Source organism: Sporosarcina aquimarina (assembly GCF_023715615.1).
Lineage (GTDB): Bacteria > Bacillota > Bacilli > Bacillales_A > Planococcaceae > Sporosarcina > Sporosarcina aquimarina_A.
Map to the genome: position 1 here is coordinate 41,733 of NZ_JAMBOM010000002.1, position 21,146 is coordinate 62,878.

Consider the following 21,146-nt stretch of genomic DNA (forward strand, 5'->3'; position numbering starts at 1 on the left):
CAAAGTAAAACAAATTATTCCTAATGCTACTCTTTAAATTCAATATGGATCCCAAGCTCTTTTAGTTCTTCAACAAAAGGATCAAACCTCTCGTTAACAATGATCGATTCTATGGGAACCACACCTGTTTCTAGTATCTTCTTCTCTGCAATCCACTTTGCTGCTATCGCGGCAGGAAGTGCAGTTGTTTTTGCCATCGAAGATATATTTCGTTCATGGTCGTATACATCAACCATTTCCCATGTATAGTTTCTAGATTTGCCCTCTTTAGTTCCTTTCACTTCCACTCGAACAACCGTTACGTCTTCAACTGATTCCCCTACCATTTTTGGCGCAAGTATCTTTTCAGAAATTTTTACGGGAGTAGTGATAACTCCTTCAATTTCAATGGACTTATTATCTAAAAAGCCTAACTCTCCTAGTACCTTCATTTTCTCCCAATGCCCAGGATAGCGAACTGTTTTTTCAGTTAAGTTTCTCACTTTTCCTTTAAATGTAAATGCAGTGCTATGCGCATCTGTTATGACGGCTTCACAGTCACCAACCGGGTAAGGGAACGACATTGACTCAAGCTCAGAAAGCGCCGGTAATTCTACAATTTCGCCATTTTTGATCGCGAATGCAGGCTTTGTATAGAGACCCAATACACTTTCTAGGCGAAAAACGACCTGGTACCATAGTGGCGGGACCGGCCATCTAGGAATTCCCCCGCAAATCAGGACTGCTTCCTCGGCTTCATCCAGCATTTCGATTCCTTGTGCTGCCAAGAAGTTTGTGATGCCCGGTGCAACCCCACACCCTGGGATAATCGTGACTCCAGCCTCCTGTGCTTGAGTATGTAATTCTAGTTTTTCTTTGAACATGGACCCGACTAGATCTACTAAATGACATTGTGAAACGATTGCAGCTTTTACAGCGGTTAAGCTTAACGAATGAGGGAGACATCCAACTGCTACATCCGCGTCTTCGAGTACTTTTATGAAATCATCTTCCGTTGATAACGTTACCGTCTTTCCAAACACCTTTGGATTATCCGCAATTTCGAGACATTTATCGATACTTTCCTGTCTGACATCGACTGCCATGACGGATTTAATTTCTTTGAATTTCGCCAGTTCACTTACGATTGTTGTGCCAATCATCCCAGTTCCTAAAACGACTACTCTCATATTATTTGTTCACCTCTGTCAATTTTTTGTGAATGAAAGACCTAGAGTAAACAACGATCCTGCTTTTGGTTACTCTAGGGTACTATCACTTATCTAAAGGATCTGTTCCGAACCATTTTTTATAAATTTCTTTATAAGTTCCATCCTCTTTCATCTCCTTAAGAGCGCTATTCGCTTTTTCTATAAAGTCTTCATTTCCTTTATTGACAGCCATTCCAATTTCATCTTTATTTAAAATGTCGCTCGTGACTTTAATTGGTAAGTTGTTCTCTTTAATGTTATAGTTCATGAGCAACTGGTCATTGATGATGACGTCCAATCGTTTATTCGTTAAGTCCTGAATGTAATCGCTTACAGCTTTATACAGCTTTACATCTGCGCCTTCAACACTGTTCGCAACTTCCTCAAACGTTGTTCCTCCGCCGACTCCTACTTTCTTCCCTTTAATATCAGCGAGTTCAGTAATGTCATTCGTGTCTTCGCGCGTTACTAAAACAGAACCAGTCACAACATATGGGTCCGTGAAGTCTACGCTTTTTTTCCGTTCTTCTGTGACTGTCATCTGACCAATAATGATGTCAAACTTGTCCGCTTTCAGTCCTCCGATTAGTCCATCCCACTTCGTTGCGATGAATTCAGCTTCAACACCTAATCTTTTGGCGATTTCATTTGAAATATCGACATCAAATCCTTGGAACTCGTCCTTGTCGTTCAAAAAGTTAAACGGTGGGTATGTCCCTTCAAAGGCTACTTTCATGACTTTGGAATCGGTGATCCGATTTGCCACATCTGTCTTGACCACTTCGTCAGCCTTGTCCTTACTTTTTCCTCCACACCCTGCAAGAGGTGCCGCTAATACTAGTGATAAAATCAATAGCCACATCATTTTCTTCATCTTTACCCCTCCAATTTACATATTTACGAGCACATGCAAGTATAGAGTGACATCTCCACCTTTCATGCCATCCGTATCGATTATTTGTCCCATGCCATTGAGGTACAAGCTAGTTAACTATATGTTCAAGCCTTGCGAATGATTCATGAACCTATCTCAAGGCATCTACAAGAATTTCAAAAGCCACCAACATTACTGACACGGATCGTCACTAATGCTGGCGGCTACTATTTTCAAAATTTAATAGTTATCGATTTGCGCTCGTTGCAATTTCCCACTGTAATCTACATAGACGGATTTCCATTCTGTATAGACATCAAGTGCTGCTACACCAGAATCTCTATGTCCGTTTCCTGTCCCTTTCGTCCCTCCGAAAGGGAGATGGATTTCTGCTCCCGTCGTCCCCGCATTGATATAAACAATCCCTGTATCGAGATCCCTCATGGCTTGAAACGCTAGATTGACATTAGAAGTGAAAATCGAGCTGGATAATCCGAATTTCACACTATTGTTCACTTCGATGGCTTCTTTTAGGCTTTTCACAGGGATAATAGAGACTACCGGGCCAAAGATTTCCTCTTGAGCAATTCGCATATCAACCGTCGCATCGGTGAATATGGTTGGCGCATAGAAATTCCCAGTAACAAGTCCGCTATCTGTTACCATTCTCCCCCCAACTAGAAGTGTAGCTCCTTCTTCGAGACCGATTTTCACATACTCATGGATTTTACCTAGAGAGGAACGATTGATCACCGGACCCACTTTTACACGTTCATCCGTGCCGTCACCAAGGGATAATTCCCCGACACGCTCTACAAGCTTGTTCTCCAGGTCCTCTTTTACATCCTGATGAACGATAATTCGGCTTGTTGCTGTACACCGTTGGCCGCTTGTACCAAATGCCCCCCATAAAATACCATCAACTGCGAGATCAAGATCCGCATCATCCAATACAATGACAGCATTTTTACCGCCCATTTCTAATGAAGTTCGTTTGAGCAGTTCTCCAGCCCGAGCATTGATAGCACTTCCGACCTCATTTGACCCCGTAAAAGAAATCAAATCGATATCCGGGTGTTCGACCATTGCATTCCCTACTTCTCTTCCAGAACCATTCACTAAATTCAGGAGCCCTTTTGGCAATCCTGCTTCTTCAAAAATCTTTGCGAATTCGTACGCAATAATCGGAGTTTCAGTTGCGGGTTTCCATACGACTGCATTCCCTGACACAAGGGCAGGAAACGACTTCCAGGAAGCGATTGCTATTGGGAAATTCCAAGGGGTGATCAATCCTGCAACGCCGATTGGAACCCGTACACTCATCGCAAATTTGTTGCGCAACTCTGAAGGAACCGTATCTCCAAAGAGGCGTCGGCCTTCTCCTGCCATGTAATAGGCCATATCGATGGCTTCCTGTACTTCTCCGCGAGCTTCGTCAATCACTTTTCCCATTTCACTTGTTAGGATCTGCGACAATTCTTCTTTACGTTCTTTCAACAAATTTGCAATGGTATATAAGTATTCTGCGCGCTCAGGTGCCGGAACAAGACGCCATTCTTTTTGAGCTTTTTTTGCTGCTTGAACAGCGCGATTCACGTCTATCTCTGATGACTGAGAGACTACTCCTAGCACTTTTCCGTTAGCTGGATTTAGCACGTCCACAAATTTACCGGATGAGGATTCACACCATTCTCCGTCTATATAGTTAAGGCATTTTTTCACTTTTTCTCCTTCGTAAGTGGTAGTTCCTTTTTTGTTTGGATGAACAACTTGAATGCCTTTGCGATTTATCATATTACTGCCTCCTTCATAATTTTAAGAATCTACTAAATGCTTTCCTTGATTCGATGAATGGCTTCGAATAGTCTCGCAGTCGGAACTGATAAAGAGATACGGAAATATCCCTCTCCACTAGGTCCGAAGGCGTTACCAGGTGTAACGATTACCCCAGTTTTCTCTAAAATATGCGTGACAAATTCAGTGGAAGTATAGCCTTCCGGAACCGGTGCCCAAACAAAAAAACTACCTTTTGGAGGTTCTACCTGTATGCCGATTGAAGAGAGAGCTTCCAACACGACCGCCATTCTTTCTTCATAAATACTGTTGTGCGCTACGACACAATTCTGATCACTATTTAAAGCAAATGCGGCTGCTTTTTGGATCGGGGTGAATTGTCCAGTATCCGTATTGCTCTTCAAGACCGATAGCGCTTTAATGATCTCTTTATTGCCGACGACAAATCCAATTCTCCATCCCGTCATATTATAGGTTTTTGAAAGCGAACCGAATTCAACCGAACCTTTTTTAGCACCTTTAACCTGCAGAATACTTGGGGCAGTATAGTCTGAATACGTCACCATATTGTAAGCAGAATCATGGGCGATTGGAATGCCTTGCTCTTGTGAAAACGCGACTGCCTTTTTGAAGAAATTAACATCAACCGTGGCTGAAGTTGGATTCCCAGGATAATTTAGAAACATCAGTTTGGCACTGTCAACTACTTCTTGAGGAATTGAATCGAAATCCGGTTGGAAATTATTCTCTTTCAACAATGGCATGTCATAATATTGTCCATTCGCAAGTAACGTTGCCATTCTATAGACAGGATAGCTCGGGTCCGGTATCAAGACCGTATCCCCTGGATCAATCAACGCTGGGATTAAATGAGCAATCCCTTCTTTTGAGCCGATGAGGGCTAGTACTTCTGTTTCGGGATCGAGTTCCACACCATAGTGTCGTAAATAGAAATCTGCAATTGACTGCCGATACTCAAGACATCCTATAAAACTGGGATACTTGAAGTTCGCAGGATCTTGCATCTCTTCTACTAGCTTCTCAACAATATGCGGAGGCGTTGGCAAATCAGGATCCCCAATGCCTAAGTCGATCACATCCACTCCCGCTTCAATCATCGCAACTTTCTTCTTATTGATCTCTGCAAATAAATACGGAGGGATTTGTCCCAAACGATTCGATTGATAGTTCAAAAAACCACCCACCTTATCTCTAATCTCACCACTAGATGCCTCAATAGATAATCTATGAAGCTTCGTTCTTAAATATGCCGCAGCAGCCCTTTAATATGCTTTACATTCGGAGGTTTGTTTGATTTAGAAACGTATGAACTTTCAAACAAAGTATACTTTGGAGGAGATTGTTGTGAAGTACGGAAAGGTTATGATTCCGTTTCTACTCGGGGAACTTTTACAAGCAGGATGTCAGTCTAATGAAGAGAGTAAAGACGCAATTAAAATCGACAATTCTAAAGAAGTTGAAACGGAAGATACTACAAATGATGAGGCTCTAGATGATACCATTGATCCTTCTATTTATGAAGACCAAGCAACAAAAGAAGGCGGTCTCGGGGATACGTTGCCAGTTCTTGAGAACATTTTAGGACCTGATGGTGAAAATGACTGGAATGCTAAAATAGATGAAGTGATCGCATTTCACGATAAAGGCGAAGGCTCTGTGCATCCTATTTTGGAAACAAAAAATAATAATATACAAGCTTAGGCAGATGACAAAATGGTGATAAATGGGTTTTAGGTTTCTTGCTACTCTGAAGATCCCCTACCTTCAAAAGATGAACTCTTCAAACGAGTTAAAAACCACATACCTACCGATTCCATGTTGGTGAATGAAACAGAGATGAAAAACGGTTGGCCGGTAGCTGAGTATACGAGTGAAACGTTCAAAAAAAGAATGCCCTCTGAGGAAGGAAAGTTCTACATACGAGCGATTACAGATATCGAGGAAGATACATTTTCTGCATTTCATGCAGTTCCGGGTGAGTTTGAAGAGTGAGGAGTTCAAATAATTTTAGCTAGTCGTTTTAATAGCACTCAAAAGCTACCATCCTCCAATTTGAAGGATAGTGGCTTTTGAAATGCATAGTTGTATCATAATATTCCTTTTTCCGAAGCATAAGTTTCAATCCAGGTCAGTAAGGCGTTTATTGGAGTTTGATTTTCTTCTTATCGCCCATGCTGGCGATATTTAGTATGATGACAATAGAGCTTTCTACTGATTTTGAAAGAACCACATTGTCGACAGAAAACATATGTATCCCGTCTATTAGGAGGAATTTCATTCTATAGATACATTAAACGTATAAGTCGCTTTTCCGTGGTGCCATACTACATTCACTTCGTAACTATAATACCCCGCTTCCCGTGGTAGGGTCATTTCATTGTCTTTAAGTTCAACAATCGTACGAGAATGATCTTCACTCAGTTGATGGAGTGTAATGGAAGAAGGGTTTTGATCGATGATAATTTTCAATTTTCCACCTTGTTCCACTAGTAAGGTGTCGAATTCTGCAGATTGCTCATCCATCTCCGAATTACTGATTTTCCTGAATTGAAAATCCTCTTCTTGCCATTCGAATTCACCTACTGCCATTGTATACGCTTGATCATTCCAGATAACTGTTCCTTGTGCTTGTTTGTATGAATTGTGTGAGGCTATTCCTGTACAGCCAGCTAAAATCGTAAAGAGTAACAACACAAGTATTGTTCTTTTCATTATCCTATTCTCCTTTTAACTGGCCCTTATGTATTTAGATGACGCTAAGACTCATTACGAATTAGCGTCGTTATGTTAATAATTTTAAACCTGACGATTCCATATATAATAAATGAATGTTACCCTTTGGCCATTCACCTCATATTCTTCATCTTCGCATGCCATCTGTTTAAATCCGTTTTTCTCCAATACTTTTTGAGAAGCTATGTTAGTAGTTGTTGTCTTGGCCTTCACCTGTTTTATATCTCGCTCAACTACTGTTTCTAATAATAATTCCAATGCTTGTTTTGCAACGCCTTTCCCAGTATACAGCCGTCCCACTCTATAGCCTAAATGAGCAATTTTATGAATTCCATCAATATCCACTAAGTTCATTCTTCCAAGAATATTACCATTTTCATCTTTTATTAAATAGAAATAGGAAATCTCATCAGCTTGTTCTTCGAGTAAAGTTTCATGCCTAATTTTAAAAACCTCTGGCTCATAATAGTCATCTCCTCGAGTAGGTACCGTTTCTTCAAAAAATTTTCTGTTCTCAAGCTCAAACTTATACAAGTCCTCCGCATCTGATTCTTGTAACTTCTCAATCAATACCTCCATCTAACCTCTCCACCCATCACTTTTCTTTTAACAAGGATATTATCTTTTCATTTTGTTTGATAATCATCTGAAGGGCTTCTCCATTTTTTAGCGAATCACTTTCTCTTATTGCAGAATTTCTTAATATCCTCTTAATATTTAGATAAAATGATACAAAGATTAAGACCACTAGCCCCAATACAATAAATAAGTAAATAAGTCCGTACATCTCAAAACCACCTCTAGCTATATTTCATGTGTTAAAACTACACCTATTACCACTTGATCCTGAACGTTTTTATAGGACTCAATTATTAAGTATGTCCTTTCGACAGCTTATTGAGGGACATATTCCATGGGTTCATTACAATGGGCGTAGCCATTTTTCTTATAAAAATTAATCGAATCTTCACTTGGCCAGACGATTACAAATTCAAAATTATTTTCTTTAACCCACGTATTCACTGAACGAAGTATGATACTTCCTATCCCCTGATTTCTGTATTCGGGCACCGTATAAACATTTGTCATATACGCAAATGGACGCGTTGGTTTACCTGGACGTGGTACTTTTTGGATCAACTCCACGTAAATGTGAGATACAATCTTTTCATTTTCTTCCGCAACCCAAATAGTCCATTGGTTACTGTTAAGTGTTTCTTCCAAAAACGTATGGCATTCATTCCTAAAATCCTCATACGATTCCTCTTTCTTACTTTCGTCATACTCAACGGTAAAATCCCATCGCATTTTTATTAATTGTTCAACGTCTTTTGTGCTTGCGAGTCTAATATCCATCGAATCCTCCAAACTTCGGCTCAGCTATCGTCGCTTCAAGTAGAATTCTAATTTCCCTTAACTAATTCACTTCTTCTGAATCACAAATTTTCACCATTCCGGTTGGAGTAGTGAAAACATGAGAGCGTCGTGCGATCGATTGCCCTGATATAAGTAACCACGGAGTGTCCCTTCCTTAGAAAATCCAAGTTTCTTTAATAACAAGATGGATGGATCATTTTGCGGATAAGTTACAGCTCCCATTCTAAACAACCCAAGTTCATCGAATGAATATCTTATTATTTCCTTTACAGCTTCAGAAGTATATCCTTGCTGCCAATAAAAAGGATGTAGCTCAAAACCAATTTCTGCTTTTTTGCTCCATCTACTAAGATTATTAAGCCCCAAGGTACCAATAAATTCGTCTTTATCTTTGGTCACTATTCCCCATCTAATTCCACGATTATTACTGAATGTGCTTTCAAATGATTCAATGATTCGAGAGGCTTCTTCTAAACTTTTTAGGCTCTCCATACCATAGTATTGAGTAACTTCATCTCGGGACATAATTTCATAGAAACTCTCGATATGTTCTTTCGTTACTTGTACTAAGTTAAGCCTTTCTGTTTCTAACTCAGGAAACTCCAAATTTCTTCCTCCCTATCCATGGAATGCAACCTAGTAATAGTTACAATGGCTTTCTTTTTTTACAAACGTAGATCATCTCATAGCTATCGTTAGTTACAGAACTTTCATTCCAATCTTTATACACGTTAATTATTTCAAAACCATGTAAAAACAATATTCTTTCCATCTCTCTAGGGAATACATATCTTAAACTTATGTTTGTTCTCTTCTCTTCTACAACTTCGTCATCCTGGGCTTTGTATCTTCTAATAGTGGTATAGTGTTGAACTTGATTTAAAGAATCATAAGTACTTAGAGTATAAACATTCACTCGATTCAGCGTTTCAGTATCCGTGTAGGATTTCCAATACTCTTCCGTACTCGGTTGCAACAATTCCTCAACACTCGGAAATCTTGTCCCAAAAATGAAAACTCCATCAATATCTAAATGCTTATACACAGAAGTTAGAAATGCATCTTGTGCATCATTTGTTAGGAAATGTTGAAATGAGTTGCCTACTGAATAGATCAAACTACTTGTTATCGGGAGAGACAGTTTAGTACAGTCTTGCTCCACCCAATCTATTTTCAAACCAAGGTTTGATGATTTCTTTTCTGCCTCTTTTAACATTCCTTTATGGATATCTATTCCCAGAAGTTTATATCCACTTTTCGCTAAAGGAATTGTCAGTCTGCCCGTACCGCAAGCCAAATCAATAATCGTTCCTTCTGTTTTGGATGCCCAATTTAATAAAAATGGTAGTTCTGATAAATACCCCTCATTTTCTTTATCGTATAAAATCGGATCATCATATTCCTCAAAATTAGTGAACGTCATTTTTTCTCTCCTGCTATCACATATTTTTGTTGTCCGGTTACAATGTTATTAACAAATATTCCTCTGCAAAGACTATAGTCAAACCCATTCTTTATTAACTTCTACGTGCACACCCTACTTCCTTAAATACAAACTTATCCCCTTTTAACCTTCTACATCTCGATCTAACAAACCTCTTAGTTAGACCGAAACTATTTGCTAATTCATGCCCTTCCATAACAAAAATCATCGTCCCCTAATTATTAGTCATTCCTTTTTTCAAATTCTCGATTTCCTCTTCAATCCTTTCAAGCTCAATTCTAGTGTATAGCGGTTTAATTTCTTTAAGGGACTGTGCAGATACCTCGACCTCCTCCCAGGTCATCTCATTAAGTCCTAGCATTTCTTGCACACGCTCACTTGAAAATGGAAGAAACGGATTGAGGAGCTGTGCAAGATTGGAAATGATGTAGATGCAATTAGCCATTGTCCGGTTACATGCAGACAAGTCTTCTTTAACTTGAATCCATGGCTTCTGATCATCAAAATATTTGTTTGCATATCGTACAAACTCAAAAATATGCTCTAATGCATTTTTCAGATGAGCCTCTTCGATGAGTAAACCAACGTCTTGATAGAGATTTTTTGTTTTCTCTCTAATTTCTGTATCTATCTCTTCCTCGAGTGTTTTTCCCTCATAATACTTTTCGATAAATTTAAGTGTACGATTTATAAAATTGCCATAGGCACCTAGTAATTCACTGTTATGACTATACACAAATTCTCTCCATGAAAAATCAGTATCTTTGTTTTCTGGTGCATTGATTGTCAAAAAGTACCTCAGTGAATCTGCATCATACTTCTCCAAATAATATGGAACCCAAACTGCCCAATTGTTACTTGTCGATAGTTTTTGTTTTTCCAATGTTAAATACTCGTTAGAAACAATGTGAGAAGGGAGTGCTGGATTATTAATGCCCATTAAAATAGATGGCCAAATGATTGTATGAAACGGGATGTTATCTTTCCCGTGTACATAGTAAGAAACAGTTTCCTCATTCCACCAGTCTTCAAGTGATTCTCCGTGCTGTTTCGCCCACTCAATACTTGCCGTTAGATATCCTGCGACGGCTTCAATCCATACGTAAATTTTCTTTCCTTCAAAGCCTATAATGGGCACTTCAACACCATTGGGTAAATCACGGGTTACAGCTCGATCAGGAACCCCTTCGCTTAAATATCTTGTGGTCAAACGAATCGCATTTTCACGCCACTTCCCTTCCTTCTTTGCTTCCTCTACAAATGTCTCTAATCGTTTTTGGAATTCACTAAACAAGAAGTAAAAGTGCTCTGTTTCTTTAATAGCAGGTGGATTCCCACAAATTTTACACCGTTTTTCGATTAAATCGAGTGGATCTAAAATCGAAGAACACGCATCACATTGGTCCCCCCTTGCTTTAGCGCCGCAATTCGGACAAATCCCTTCGACAAACCGATCTGGCAAGAAGCGATGATCTGTTTCACAATAAGCTTGTTCTATCGTCTTTTTATATAGATGTCCGTTCTCATATAGTTTTAAGAATATGTTTTGTACGGAATCATGATGATGTTCGGCATCAGTACGCGAGTAGAAATCATAAGAAAAACCTAACTTCTGAAAACACTGGACAAATTCTTCGTGATACCGGTTGGCAATTGTTTCAGTCGAGGTATTCTCTTGATTGGCACGAATGGAAATGGGAGTCCCATTACAATCACTACCTGATACATAGAGTACTTTTTCTCCTTTTTGTCTGTAATATCTAGCTAAAATGTCACCTGGCAATAACGCAGCGATATGTCCTAAATGCAACGAACCATTTGCATATGGCCATGCGCCTCCAATAAATACTGTCATGACTTATCCCTCCCCAATATAAAAAACCTCGCCCGTAGACATAAAGCATGTCTAAGGACGAGGTTATCTCGTGTTACCACCTTAATTCGCTAACAAATTTATTCATTAGCCTCAGTAAGTACATCGTATTACGCATGTACTTTGACAGTTATAACGAGTGTCACATCTCGTCAAAGCCTATCTCATCAAAATGAAAGTCGACTTTGCTACTCAAAGGCCATTTTCGATCAACTATTTTCTGCTTCTTTTCAGATTCCGGAGCTCTCTGTTAGAAAATTGAGGTTGACTTACTTTCCTTGTCATCGCTTTTTAAAATCTATTTCACTTATTATTGCACAAACACAGAAAATTTAAAAGTCTTTATCTCACCAAATTATTACAATTGTTCATCGTAGTTTATATTTTTCCCGGTCTACTTTAGCCTAAAGAGGTTCATTACTCTTCTTTGAAGTCTTTCATCGAAGTGGAATACAAGTTTGATTTGGAAGATTGTATATTGTAAACAAATAAGACAATAGCGATTACTAACATTATCCAAGCCCCCGTAATCACAACAACTCTAATCGAAATCACTTCTGCAAGAATCCCAAAAACAACTGTAAGAAGGATGACGAGGAAGGCTTCAATAACCCCATAAATACTTCCTATCCTCCCCATCACATCTACAGGTATATTATTTTGATAAAAGGTATAGAAACCTGTATTTGCAAAGGCAGAAGCAAACGATAAGACGAAGCATCCGACGATTGCAATGTGAAAAGTAGAAGAGGATGAAAAAACGATATACCCCACTGAGGTCAATAGAGAGCCTATCCCTATCAGCCATGAAGTAGGTACCTTTACCACAGTGAATGTATTCGTTACTGACCCTATTAATAATCCTGCACCCGCACTACTGACCAGAAGTCCATATTCCCCTTCAGATAAGGAGAGTACTTGAGTTGCAAATGCAGCTTCTAAAGAATCTGTAGCTGTCATCAATACGATCATGACACTGAACAGAAAGTAAATAAGCATTGTGTATGAATAGTTTCGAGTAAACTGTATGACCAGTTTCCAGTCGTCTTTCAGAAGACCTACAGTCAATTTTCTAACTTCAGTTCTTGAGAATTCCTCAACAGCTTCAACATTAGGCATCGCCATTGTAATAAATGCTGATACAAGTAAAGCTATGGCATTTACGTATATAGCCATATTGGGTGTTCCTATTGTAAACATAAGTCCTGCAATCGCTGGACCGGTAAGAAAAGCTCCTGAATCGAGCAAACTACGTAATGCGTTAAACCGTTTTCTCTGCTCCATCGGAATTAACTTTGTAATATAAGTCATTGAGGTTGGATGATACATGGAACTCGCCATTGTAATTAGAAATACCATGCTATACATAAGAACAAGAGATGAAAAGTAAGGCAATATAGCAATGAGGCACGCTTGGAAAAAACTAAGAATAATCATGAGCAGTTTCTTATTATAGCGATCTATAAGACTTCCACACCAACTATTCGTAAGTAAGGTGGACAAAGCTCTTACGACATACAAACCTGTAACTGCCATTGCAGATCCAGTTAGGTTAAGAACAATTAGATTTAAAGCGATGAAGTAAATCCAACTACCAACACTAGAAACTCCAATACTGAACAGCAGAATAGAGGGATAACGCCAACCGTTCATTAACTTTCTAATCCTCATTATGCTCTCCCCCTTTATTATAGAAGACCAACAAAAAAATCCCACCCCCAAGACAAGTGTCTTGGAGGCGAGATTCCATAATCGCGGTGCCACCCCAGTTTATTAATATGTCACCATATTAATCTCATCAAGTACAACACAATGTTATGTGTATACTCTAGCTCTATAACAGGAGCTCCTGTAACCATATCCCCCTTTTCAGGTTCCAAGGTGCTGCTCAGAGGTTTGCTTCAATAATTATTTCTTACTCCTTTTCAGCAACCGGAGCTCTCTAAAAAGAAAACGATTATTTACTCTTCTCTTCGTCGCATTTAATTTTATGAATAGTATCACTAAAAACTCTTATTGTAAAGCGCACTATATCCATGAATTTTATTTGTATGTTATTTTGTGCACCAAACTTCCATGTTTTACAGAACATTCAAGACTGTATTTTTCTACACCTTAATAGAATTGACACCTATCCTTATAGCTCTAAATCATTCTGGAAATTGAGTACAAAGTGATGCGCTTCGTCATAGACAGCAAATTCGTATCCTTGTTCTTTATAAAACTTAATAATTCCAGGGAGTGCCTCCAAGGTTTGTGGCTTTTCGTGCATCAAGACAATTTCTCTGTCCGAAGTCGTGCCCTGTTTTATGTTCTGTAAAATCCGAGAAGGCTTTCCTGCAAGTTCCCAATCGTTCGAATCGATGGTCCAATCCCAAACTTTAATATGTGCATCCGCAAGTTGTGTTCGTATTCGTTCGTCCTTCAATCCTGGTGCTGAGCCATAAGGGGGACGGACTAAGTGAGGATTCGTGCCTGTTATATCGTGCACTAATTCTAGTGTTTTGACCATCTCCGGTACAAACTGCTGGTTGGTATAAAGTGTTTTGTAATTGTGAGTCATGCTGTGGGCGCCGATGTAGTGACCTTCTTGTACGGCTCGTTTCACGCTTTTCTGTAAGAGTTCTTTCTTTAAATTATTTCCTTGCATGAAAAATGTAGCCTTCACTCCGTGCTCCTGCAAGATATCTAAAAACTGCTCAGTCAACTTACTTGGGCCATCATCGAACGTCAGATAGACTACTTTTTCTGGCTTTTTTTCTTCTTCAACAGGTTCCTTTTTTGGTGGTTCTACTTTAGTTGTCTCTTCAGGTTGAGGACTAGAATCTTCTGATTGATCGATTATTTCTTGTGCACTTGAAGGTTCATCAGACATATTTGGTAGTTCCCGGGCAGAATATGATTTCCCTACAAAAAAACCAGTGCCAAATAGAATGAGTAGTAGAATTACGAAATAGTGTTTTTTCAACCTCTTCCTTTTCCTAGTCTCTTGTTGATGCAATGCACTCATTTCAAACTAATCCTCCTGTCACTTTATGAATATTCTTATGCTGAATGTGTCATTCTCTTAGCTTATGTAAGTTAAAAAATTTTTCTATTTAAACGAGGGAAGCAGCAGACCAAATCAGTCATCTGCTGCTGAAAAAAGCAAATTATTGAATGTACGTATCACTCACAAGAACATCACCCAAAATAGCGGAAGGGATTTCAAATGTGACAACTCCCATGTAACCAGGTGCTACTTCATACTTGTCAAAAGAGATCACGAGTTTATGATCAGCAGTAATATAGAAGTTTTGATCAGAATGGATTGCTTGGAAGTCCAGATCAGATCCTTCGAATGCAAAATACGAAATGTCTTCGTTATCCGCCATTTGTTGCTTCATCTCGCCTGCTATATAGGAACTAATTACTTCTATATAGGAATCATCTTTAAAAAGACTTGGTAGTGTAATTAAAATATTATTTTGCTTATCAATCGTATCGTATTTCATTGTAGTGGAAGACGATCCAACCGTATTCACCTCGTAACGAGCAATTGACAATAATCGATCCGTATCGGTTTTTACTTCATACCCAGTGTCAATTCCTATGTGGCCTGCACCGACCTCTTCCATGTCCGCAACGTCTGCTTTAAATTGCTTAAAGAGCTCTTTGTTTTCTTCGATGTACTTCTCATTCAACGATGCTTGCAAGCCTTTATCTTCCAAACCACTAATTGCTGGTGTTTTCAGTTCCGCCTGGTAAGTCTCTTTGTCCATTGTTAACGTCTGCACTGTGATGACTTCCACGATAGCACCAAGGACAGGTACATTCGCCATGGACTGAGCCAAGGTGGGACTGACATTGACGCTACCGATGAATAAGGCCGCTGCTGCAGCTACACCAATCGACCACTGCTTCAAAGGGGTATGCTTCTTTTTTGAGGCTTTAGCTCGTTGTATAGACTGTTTTACCATTTGGTCCAATTCAGAAGGGATTTCAATATCATCATATTCCTTCTTAAGTTTGTTTATCTGTTTCATCCTAAATCCCCTCTCCAATTTCTACACGTAACTTCTTTAATGTTCTGTATAGCTTGGTTTTGGTTGTATTAACATTTTCACCCAAGACAGCCGCTACCTCTTCAATCTTCAGGTCTTCAAAAAAACGTAAGATAATTAACGACTTTTCATCAGGTGTCAGCGCATCGATTGCATCGTTCAAATCCATATCTGTAGGATCATCTTCTGATTGTGGCAAATACCCATCGAGAATCTCATTGTCCATCACCGTCACACGCTGATGTTTTCGGATAAAATCGATAGAAGTATTCACCAGAATTCGATAGAACCAGGTCTTTAAATACTTGATTTCACCTAGACGATCAATGGATTGAAGTGCTTTGAATATCGCATCTTGCACAATGTCTAATGCGTTTTCTTTGTTTTTCACATAGCTGTAGGCAATACGGTAATGAGCATTTTTATTATCGAGTAAAAAACGCTCTACCAGTCCAAACTTTTCATTTTTTGTCATGACAAATGATCCACCTTCTCCAATTTTAAACATGTCGCGATCACGTCTTACTTGTTTGACGGACAGCATCTGAAAAAAGTTTTGACTAACAAAAATTCATTAAAAAACATGCACATCATCTTATTAGCAGAAGTTTAACACGGTGAACTCTTCACAACTTGAACTTACTTCGCAACGTTTAGTCATAATTGTTTGCTATGCACTTAGGTTTCATATGTAGTCAGAACCTTCTTACAAAGGAGGATTTCCCAAGTACATAACGAAACTATTACATATATCGATGGAAGGAGATTTTAATATATGAATCCACCTATTGCCAAACGTATCCCCCATCCTCATGAACTGCATGGCGATGTGCGCGAAGACGACTATTATTGGCTGAAGGACCGCAATAATCCTGAGGTCATCAAGCATGTAGAGGATGAGAATCGTTATTACAACGAAATTATGGAACCTCTCAAGGAACAAACAGAAGAAATTTATCAGAGTATGGTGGACCGCGTGCCTGAATCAGAAGCCGACGTTCCTGTGCAACATGGGCCATATTTCTACTACTCCCGTTTGGACAAAACGAAACAATACCCCATCTATGCTCGCAAAAAAGCAGCCAGCCGTGAATTACTTTCTGAAGTACATGAGGAAGTAATACTCGATCTGAATGAATTGGCTAAGGAAAGTGACTATTTAAGTGTGACAGCACTAAAATGGAGTAACGATCATCGCCTTCTTGCTTATTTGCAAAATCGGGATGGTACAGATCGCTACACCATCTTTGTGAAAGACCTGGAAACGGGAGAACTTGTACCAGACCGGATTACGGATGTGTTCATTTACGGTAGTGTGGAATGGAGCAGGTGCGGTGAGTATATTTTCTATATAACTGTTGATGAAAATGAACGTCCTAGCCGTTTCATGCGCCATCGTTTAGGTAGTGACCCAAATCAGGATGAACTGCTCTATGAAGAAAAAGATGAGACGTTTACTCTCTATATGAACAAATCTCAAAGCGGCAAATACATTGTTGTGCATGCGGATTCGAAAACGACGAGTGAAATCCGTCTAATTGACGCTGATGCTCCACTCTCCCCTCTGCAACTAGTAGATGTGCGACGTGATGGTATCGAATACGACGTCGAGCACTGGGGTGAGGATTTACTGATTCTATCGAACGAAGGAGCACAAAACTTCCAGCTGCTTCGTTCTCCACTCAACAATTTGCACATTCGTGAAAATGTTGTTGACTATAACGAAAATCGCTATCTTCAAGCGCTATATCCTTTCCAGGACAAACTACTTGTCGCTGGTCGCGAAAACGGACTGACACAAATCTGGGAGCTGAAAAATGGTCAGTTGGAACAGATTCAATGGGATGAGCCGCTCTATTCCGTTTCAGTTAAATCGAATCAAAGCTACTATGTTCCTGAAGTGTTACTTGTCTTCGAGTCGATGCTTACACCAGAAACAACGTATGCACTCGATCTGCTCACTGGAGAAAAGCAATGTTTACATGTAGCTGCTGTGAGCGGTGAATATGATCCTTCAAACTTCTGTCAAAAACAATTGTGGGCTACAGCGGAAGATGGAGTAAAAGTTCCTTTGAACCTTGTTTATAAAGAAGGAGCACTCGACAATGGACCCGCTCCTATTATCCTGTATGCGTATGGTTCCTATGGATCCAACAGTGATCCAAATTTCAGTCCTTATCGCCTTCCTGTGTTAGAAAAGGGAGTCGTGTTGGTCACAGCGCAAGTACGTGGCGGGTCGGAAATGGGGAAACATTGGTACGAGGATGGAAAGATGCAGAACAAGCGCAACACATTTACTGATTTTATTGCAGTAGCTAAGTATTTGATCGACGAAGGTTACACAACTTCGGGCCAACTAGCTGCTCGCGGTGGTAGTGCGGGAGGATTGCTCGCGGGAGCTGTCGCAAACATGGCTGGTAATTTGTTTAAAGTCATCGTCCCTGAAGTGCCGTTCGTAGATGTTGTCACTACGATGCTCGATACAACCATCCCCCTCACTACACTGGAATGGGATGAATGGGGAGATCCAAGGGAATCAGAAGCGTATTTCTACATGAAATCCTACAGTCCCTATGACAATGTAGAATCAAAAAATTATCCGCACATGTATGTCACAACTGGACTCAACGATCCACGCGTTGGCTATTGGGAACCTGCCAAATGGGTTGCACGGATGAGAGAACTGAAAACAGACGACAATATTCTTGTTATGAAAACGAATATGGGCGCTGGTCACTTTGGTGAGTCAGGGCGTTTCAATCAGTTGAAAGAAGTCGCAGCGTTATATGCGTTTGTGTTGGATAAAATCGAAGCTGGCGTTGAAATGAAAACTCGGGATGTTGTTCAATAAGAGTTGTTTATGAATTTTGAGGAGAAAGCATTGGGCTGTTCTCCTCTTTTTACTTTTGTATTCGTCATGAATTGTGCAGTAGTGTTATTCCTATTCCAACAGATCCAACGCTACCTCAAACGACAGTTTCCCAAGGTCGCCTTCTTTCCGCTTACGAACGGACACCTCTCGATTCTCCACTTCCTTATCCCCGACTACCCAAGAAAATGGAATTTTGGCTTTTGCTGCTTCCCTCACTTTATATCCGAATTTTTCAGAACGGTCATCCACTTCTACTCGAAAGCCTTTTGCAGTAAGCTCTCGTTTCAACTCAAACGCATAATCGAGATGGGCATCCGCAATTGGTAAAATACGAATTTGTTCAGGTGCCAGCCATAATGGAAATGCACCTTCGTAATGTTCAATTAAAATCGCAAGAAATCGTTCTATGGATCCGAATATTGCACGATGAATAATGATTGGATGATGTAGCGAATTATCTTCACCGATATACTGACAATTGAACTTTTCGGGCATTTGAAAATCTAATTGAACCGTACCACACTGCCAGCTTCTACCGAGAGAGTCGAGTATATGAAAGTCAATTTTCGGTCCATAAAATGCGCCGTCTCCTTCGTTCAATTTATACGGCATCCCCCGTTGCTCGAGGACCTTTTCAAGTGAACGTTCCGCCTGATCCCACAACTCAACTGAACCCATAAAGTCTTCTGGTCTAGTCGAGAGTTCAACCTCATACTGGAATCCGAACTTCGAATACATATCGTGAAGAAGATCCAAAACTTGATCGATTTCCGGTTCAATTTGATCTTCCCGGACGAATAGATGCGCATCGTCTTGTGTGAATGCCCGGACCCGTAATAGACCATTCAACGATCCAGAGAGTTCATGACGATGAACCAACCCTAATTCTGCATATCGAATAGGCAACTCACGATAACTGCGCCGCTTATGATTAAAGATCAACATGGCACCCGGACAGTTCATCGGTTTTAGGGCATATTTCTGATTGTCAACTTCCGAAAAATACATATTGTCTTGGTAGTGATCCCAGTGACCTGACGTCTCCCATAATTGTTGCTTCATCATAATCGGTGTCTTAATCTCCTCGTAACCCGCTTTACGATGTTCAACTCTCCAATAGTCTTCCAACGCATTGCGAAGGGTCATCCCGTTAGGCAAATAGAATGGCATACCTGGAGCTTCCTCTGATGCCATGAATAATTCCAACTCTTGACCGAGTTTTCGATGATTTCTTTTTTCTTCCTGTGATTGAATGGACATGTTATAACGCCTCCTGAAATTTTTTATATAAAAAACCGCACTCCTCCCTGGAAAGGGACGAATGCGGTCGTGGTACCACCCTGTTTTTTGCAGATGCCAAAAGCATGCCTCTGCACTTCATTGCGATAACGGTTTCCCGGACACGGTTTCATGGAATTCCTTGGTTCTCCATGTCAGCTTCAAGGCGGTAAATCATCTCTCGTTTCTTCAGGACTTTCAGCCGTAGGTCCTGTTCTCTGGTAAGAACTAAAGTATAATTCATATCCTTGTCATTGCTTACTGTATTCAATTTAAAAAACCGTACTCCTCCCCTGTAAAAGGGACGAATGCGGTCGTGGTGCCACCCAAGTTTCCGCATGCCGAAATACAGGCATGCGCTTAAGTCGATAACGGTTTCCCGAACATGATTTCATGCACGTATGCAGTTCCTCATGTTAGCCAGAAAGGTGGTAAATCACTCCATTCCGCTCAAGGTTTCCAGCCAATGACCTTGTTTTCTGGTAGCGAAATTAAGAAATGATTCATGTCCTTCTCATTGCAAATATATGGATACGAAGCTTTGTTTATGGATTATAGAGAGAGTTTTCCGTGATGTCAACAGTAAATTCAGATTTTTGACTACAGAGCTGAAACTGCTTTGTGATTAAAGTACGTAGAAGAAGAATGTAAATAGAGCTTATTATTATGTGCAGAACATATTATTACATGTCTCAATGGAACTATTGACACCGTTGAACCGTATCATGATTACAATTCAAATCAACAAAATTTAACTTCTAACATTGCTTGTTCCCAACAATTGTAAAGAAATTATGGCACACTTAAAAGAGAAGAGTTTCACCGCTTAACCCTAGAGCTATTTCAACCTTAATTTTTATAAATAAAATAAGAAGGTGGGAGATATTTTGAAAAGGAATTTTAGTGTTTGGATGAAAATTATTGGTTTAGAGGTTTTAGTAATTTTCTTTTTCACAGTAAATGGGATATTTGTTTCTATTAGTGAGCCTTCCAACGAATTTTTAAAGTATTTAGGAATCGTTCCGTTAGCTATAGGGATTTTGAGTTATCTATTTATAACAAAGAAATGGAAATTTTACTTTTCCAAGAACAAGCTCTTCTCTTTGAGAAAATCCCTGCTACTTTCCGGCCCATTAGTGCTAATAGTTATCCTATTATTCATTGGGAATGGTGGAATTGCAAGCACGCCTATTAGTACGTTGTTAGTGATGCTGGTAACTCAAATTGCAGTCGTTGCGTTCGTTGAGGAGATGGTAATCCGAGGATTCATGCTGAATATGTTATGTGTGAACAATGTCAAGGTTGCTGTATTCGTTTCCAGTGGACTTTTTGCAATTACTCACTCTTTGCAGCTACTTAGTGGGCACTGGAACATACCATCTTACAAATATTCTATGCATTCTTTATAGGGATGGTCCTCTCCCTACTCCGTGTAAATAACCAATCCATCCTGATTGCAATTGCCTTTCATGGCTTCAATAACTTTATTATTATATCCTCACAAAATACAGGCTCTTCACTCTACACCTATGTAATAGTTTCTATTTTAATTATCTATACAATTTATTTATGGGCAAGAGTAGTTAAGTTTTCTAAAGGGCACCCTTAAAATTTCAACTATGCGAGAATAAAACTCTTGGATAATAG

Annotated in this window: 21 protein-coding genes and 2 other annotated features; of the genes, 5 read left to right on the plus strand and 16 right to left on the minus strand. The window is 39.7% G+C overall.

Features of this window, described 5'->3' with window-relative positions; translation table 11 throughout:
* Window positions 1–26: 26 nt before the first annotated feature.
* The 4 genes from M3197_RS07250 to M3197_RS07265 form a co-directional block, all read right to left on the minus strand.
* Window positions 27–1,169, minus strand: coding sequence for a saccharopine dehydrogenase family protein (locus M3197_RS07250; protein WP_251660220.1), 1,143 nt, complete (start codon window positions 1,167–1,169; stop codon window positions 27–29).
* Between the two features lie 85 nt (window positions 1,170–1,254).
* Entirely contained in the window at window positions 1,255–2,064 is an 810-nt protein-coding gene (locus M3197_RS07255; protein ID WP_251660222.1) for a transporter substrate-binding domain-containing protein, read from the minus strand.
* Window positions 2,065–2,304: 240 nt separating this feature from the next.
* On the minus strand, window positions 2,305–3,786 hold the full coding sequence (locus tag M3197_RS07260) for an aldehyde dehydrogenase family protein (protein ID WP_251661004.1): 1,482 nt from the start codon (window positions 3,784–3,786) through the stop codon (window positions 2,305–2,307).
* 104 nt (window positions 3,787–3,890) lie between these two features.
* Window positions 3,891–5,051, minus strand: coding sequence for an LL-diaminopimelate aminotransferase (locus M3197_RS07265; RefSeq protein WP_251660224.1), 1,161 nt, complete (start codon window positions 5,049–5,051; stop codon window positions 3,891–3,893).
* Window positions 5,052–5,184: 133 nt separating this feature from the next.
* Here M3197_RS07265 and M3197_RS07270 point away from each other — a divergent pair, with 133 nt between their 5' ends.
* The gene (locus M3197_RS07270) at window positions 5,185–5,580 is read left to right on the plus strand and encodes a hypothetical protein (RefSeq protein ID WP_251660226.1); all 396 of its coding nucleotides are present in this window, start codon (window positions 5,185–5,187) and stop codon (window positions 5,578–5,580) included.
* Between the two features lie 117 nt (window positions 5,581–5,697).
* Window positions 5,698–5,871, plus strand: coding sequence for a hypothetical protein (locus tag M3197_RS07275; RefSeq protein ID WP_251660228.1), 174 nt, complete (start codon window positions 5,698–5,700; stop codon window positions 5,869–5,871).
* A 282-nt stretch (window positions 5,872–6,153) separates the two neighbouring features.
* Here M3197_RS07275 and M3197_RS07280 read toward each other — a convergent pair whose 3' ends face one another.
* The 11 genes from M3197_RS07280 to sigV all read right to left on the minus strand — a co-directional run bounded on the left by M3197_RS07280 (window position 6,154) and on the right by sigV (window position 15,893).
* Window positions 6,154–6,591, minus strand: a complete 438-nt coding sequence (locus M3197_RS07280; protein ID WP_251660230.1) for a hypothetical protein — start codon at window positions 6,589–6,591, stop codon at window positions 6,154–6,156.
* An 84-nt stretch (window positions 6,592–6,675) separates the two neighbouring features.
* On the minus strand, window positions 6,676–7,191 hold the full coding sequence (locus tag M3197_RS07285; protein WP_251660232.1) for a GNAT family N-acetyltransferase: 516 nt from the start codon (window positions 7,189–7,191) through the stop codon (window positions 6,676–6,678).
* Window positions 7,192–7,207: 16 nt separating this feature from the next.
* Window positions 7,208–7,399 (minus strand): DNA mismatch repair protein MutT, encoded by a 192-nt coding sequence (locus M3197_RS07290; protein WP_251660233.1) that lies wholly within the window; start codon window positions 7,397–7,399, stop codon window positions 7,208–7,210.
* 107 nt (window positions 7,400–7,506) lie between these two features.
* Window positions 7,507–7,968 carry a GNAT family N-acetyltransferase gene (locus tag M3197_RS07295; RefSeq protein WP_251660235.1) on the minus strand — a complete coding sequence of 154 codons (462 nt, stop codon included), beginning with the start codon at window positions 7,966–7,968 and terminating at the stop codon, window positions 7,507–7,509.
* Window positions 7,969–8,058: 90 nt separating this feature from the next.
* A complete protein-coding gene (locus tag M3197_RS07300) occupies window positions 8,059–8,595 on the minus strand; it encodes a GNAT family N-acetyltransferase (protein WP_251660237.1) in 537 nt (178 codons plus the stop codon).
* A gap of 40 nt (window positions 8,596–8,635) precedes the next feature.
* Window positions 8,636–9,412: a class I SAM-dependent methyltransferase gene (locus M3197_RS07305; protein ID WP_251660239.1), complete on the minus strand. Its 777-nt coding sequence runs from the start codon at window positions 9,410–9,412 to the stop codon at window positions 8,636–8,638.
* 235 nt (window positions 9,413–9,647) lie between these two features.
* Window positions 9,648–11,288 carry a methionine--tRNA ligase gene (gene metG, locus M3197_RS07310; protein ID WP_251660241.1) on the minus strand — a complete coding sequence of 547 codons (1,641 nt, stop codon included), beginning with the start codon at window positions 11,286–11,288 and terminating at the stop codon, window positions 9,648–9,650.
* 50 nt (window positions 11,289–11,338) lie between these two features.
* Window positions 11,339–11,600 (minus strand) — a binding site (T-box leader).
* Window positions 11,601–11,723: 123 nt separating this feature from the next.
* Window positions 11,724–12,977: an MFS transporter gene (locus M3197_RS07315; RefSeq protein ID WP_251660243.1), complete on the minus strand. Its 1,254-nt coding sequence runs from the start codon at window positions 12,975–12,977 to the stop codon at window positions 11,724–11,726.
* A 60-nt stretch (window positions 12,978–13,037) separates the two neighbouring features.
* Window positions 13,038–13,292 (minus strand) — a binding site (T-box leader).
* A gap of 151 nt (window positions 13,293–13,443) precedes the next feature.
* Window positions 13,444–14,316, minus strand: coding sequence for a polysaccharide deacetylase family protein (locus M3197_RS07320; RefSeq protein WP_251660245.1), 873 nt, complete (start codon window positions 14,314–14,316; stop codon window positions 13,444–13,446).
* A gap of 142 nt (window positions 14,317–14,458) precedes the next feature.
* Entirely contained in the window at window positions 14,459–15,331 is an 873-nt protein-coding gene (rsiV, locus tag M3197_RS07325) for an anti-sigma-V factor RsiV (protein ID WP_251660247.1), read from the minus strand.
* 1 nt (window position 15,332) lies between these two features.
* Window positions 15,333–15,893 (minus strand): RNA polymerase sigma factor SigV, encoded by a 561-nt coding sequence (gene sigV, locus M3197_RS07330; protein WP_285851232.1) that lies wholly within the window; start codon window positions 15,891–15,893, stop codon window positions 15,333–15,335.
* A gap of 231 nt (window positions 15,894–16,124) precedes the next feature.
* On the opposite strand from sigV, the gene M3197_RS07335 reads away from it, so the two are divergent.
* Entirely contained in the window at window positions 16,125–18,200 is a 2,076-nt protein-coding gene (locus M3197_RS07335; RefSeq protein ID WP_251660249.1) for a S9 family peptidase, read from the plus strand.
* Between the two features lie 90 nt (window positions 18,201–18,290).
* Here the strand turns inward: M3197_RS07335 and thrS are convergent, their stop codons facing one another.
* Window positions 18,291–19,481 (minus strand): threonine--tRNA ligase, encoded by a 1,191-nt coding sequence (gene thrS, locus M3197_RS07340; RefSeq protein ID WP_251660251.1) that lies wholly within the window; start codon window positions 19,479–19,481, stop codon window positions 18,291–18,293.
* A 929-nt stretch (window positions 19,482–20,410) separates the two neighbouring features.
* Here thrS and M3197_RS07345 point away from each other — a divergent pair.
* Both M3197_RS07345 and M3197_RS07350 read left to right on the plus strand, forming a co-directional pair.
* A complete protein-coding gene (locus M3197_RS07345) occupies window positions 20,411–20,908 on the plus strand; it encodes a CPBP family glutamic-type intramembrane protease (RefSeq protein WP_251660253.1) in 498 nt (165 codons plus the stop codon).
* Between the two features lie 2 nt (window positions 20,909–20,910).
* The gene (locus M3197_RS07350; protein WP_251660256.1) at window positions 20,911–21,108 is read left to right on the plus strand and encodes a hypothetical protein; all 198 of its coding nucleotides are present in this window, start codon (window positions 20,911–20,913) and stop codon (window positions 21,106–21,108) included.
* The last annotated feature ends 38 nt before the right edge of the window (window positions 21,109–21,146 follow it).

Excerpts from the sequence above, each read along its gene's own strand:
- M3197_RS07250 (WP_251660220.1), bottom strand. The coding sequence starts at position 1,169 with ATGAGAGTAGTCGTTTTAGGAACTGGGATGATTGGCACAACAATCGTA.
- M3197_RS07255 (WP_251660222.1), bottom strand. The coding sequence starts at position 2,064 with ATGAAGAAAATGATGTGGCTATTGATTTTATCACTAGTATTAGCGGCA.
- M3197_RS07270 (WP_251660226.1), top strand. The coding sequence starts at position 5,185 with ATGAACTTTCAAACAAAGTATACTTTGGAGGAGATTGTTGTGAAGTAC.
- M3197_RS07280 (WP_251660230.1), bottom strand. The coding sequence starts at position 6,591 with ATGAAAAGAACAATACTTGTGTTGTTACTCTTTACGATTTTAGCTGGC.
- M3197_RS07285 (WP_251660232.1), bottom strand. The coding sequence starts at position 7,191 with ATGGAGGTATTGATTGAGAAGTTACAAGAATCAGATGCGGAGGACTTG.
- M3197_RS07290 (WP_251660233.1), bottom strand. The coding sequence starts at position 7,399 with ATGTACGGACTTATTTACTTATTTATTGTATTGGGGCTAGTGGTCTTA.
- M3197_RS07295 (WP_251660235.1), bottom strand. The coding sequence starts at position 7,968 with ATGGATATTAGACTCGCAAGCACAAAAGACGTTGAACAATTAATAAAA.
- M3197_RS07305 (WP_251660239.1), bottom strand. The coding sequence starts at position 9,412 with ATGACGTTCACTAATTTTGAGGAATATGATGATCCGATTTTATACGAT.
- metG (WP_251660241.1), bottom strand. The coding sequence starts at position 11,288 with ATGACAGTATTTATTGGAGGCGCATGGCCATATGCAAATGGTTCGTTG.
- M3197_RS07315 (WP_251660243.1), bottom strand. The coding sequence starts at position 12,977 with ATGAGGATTAGAAAGTTAATGAACGGTTGGCGTTATCCCTCTATTCTG.
- M3197_RS07320 (WP_251660245.1), bottom strand. The coding sequence starts at position 14,316 with ATGAGTGCATTGCATCAACAAGAGACTAGGAAAAGGAAGAGGTTGAAA.
- rsiV (WP_251660247.1), bottom strand. The coding sequence starts at position 15,331 with ATGAAACAGATAAACAAACTTAAGAAGGAATATGATGATATTGAAATC.
- sigV (WP_285851232.1), bottom strand. The coding sequence starts at position 15,893 with ATGCTGTCCGTCAAACAAGTAAGACGTGATCGCGACATGTTTAAAATT.
- M3197_RS07335 (WP_251660249.1), top strand. The coding sequence starts at position 16,125 with ATGAATCCACCTATTGCCAAACGTATCCCCCATCCTCATGAACTGCAT.
- thrS (WP_251660251.1), bottom strand. The coding sequence starts at position 19,481 with ATGTCCATTCAATCACAGGAAGAAAAAAGAAATCATCGAAAACTCGGT.
- M3197_RS07345 (WP_251660253.1), top strand. The coding sequence starts at position 20,411 with ATGAAAATTATTGGTTTAGAGGTTTTAGTAATTTTCTTTTTCACAGTA.
- M3197_RS07350 (WP_251660256.1), top strand. The coding sequence starts at position 20,911 with ATGGTCCTCTCCCTACTCCGTGTAAATAACCAATCCATCCTGATTGCA.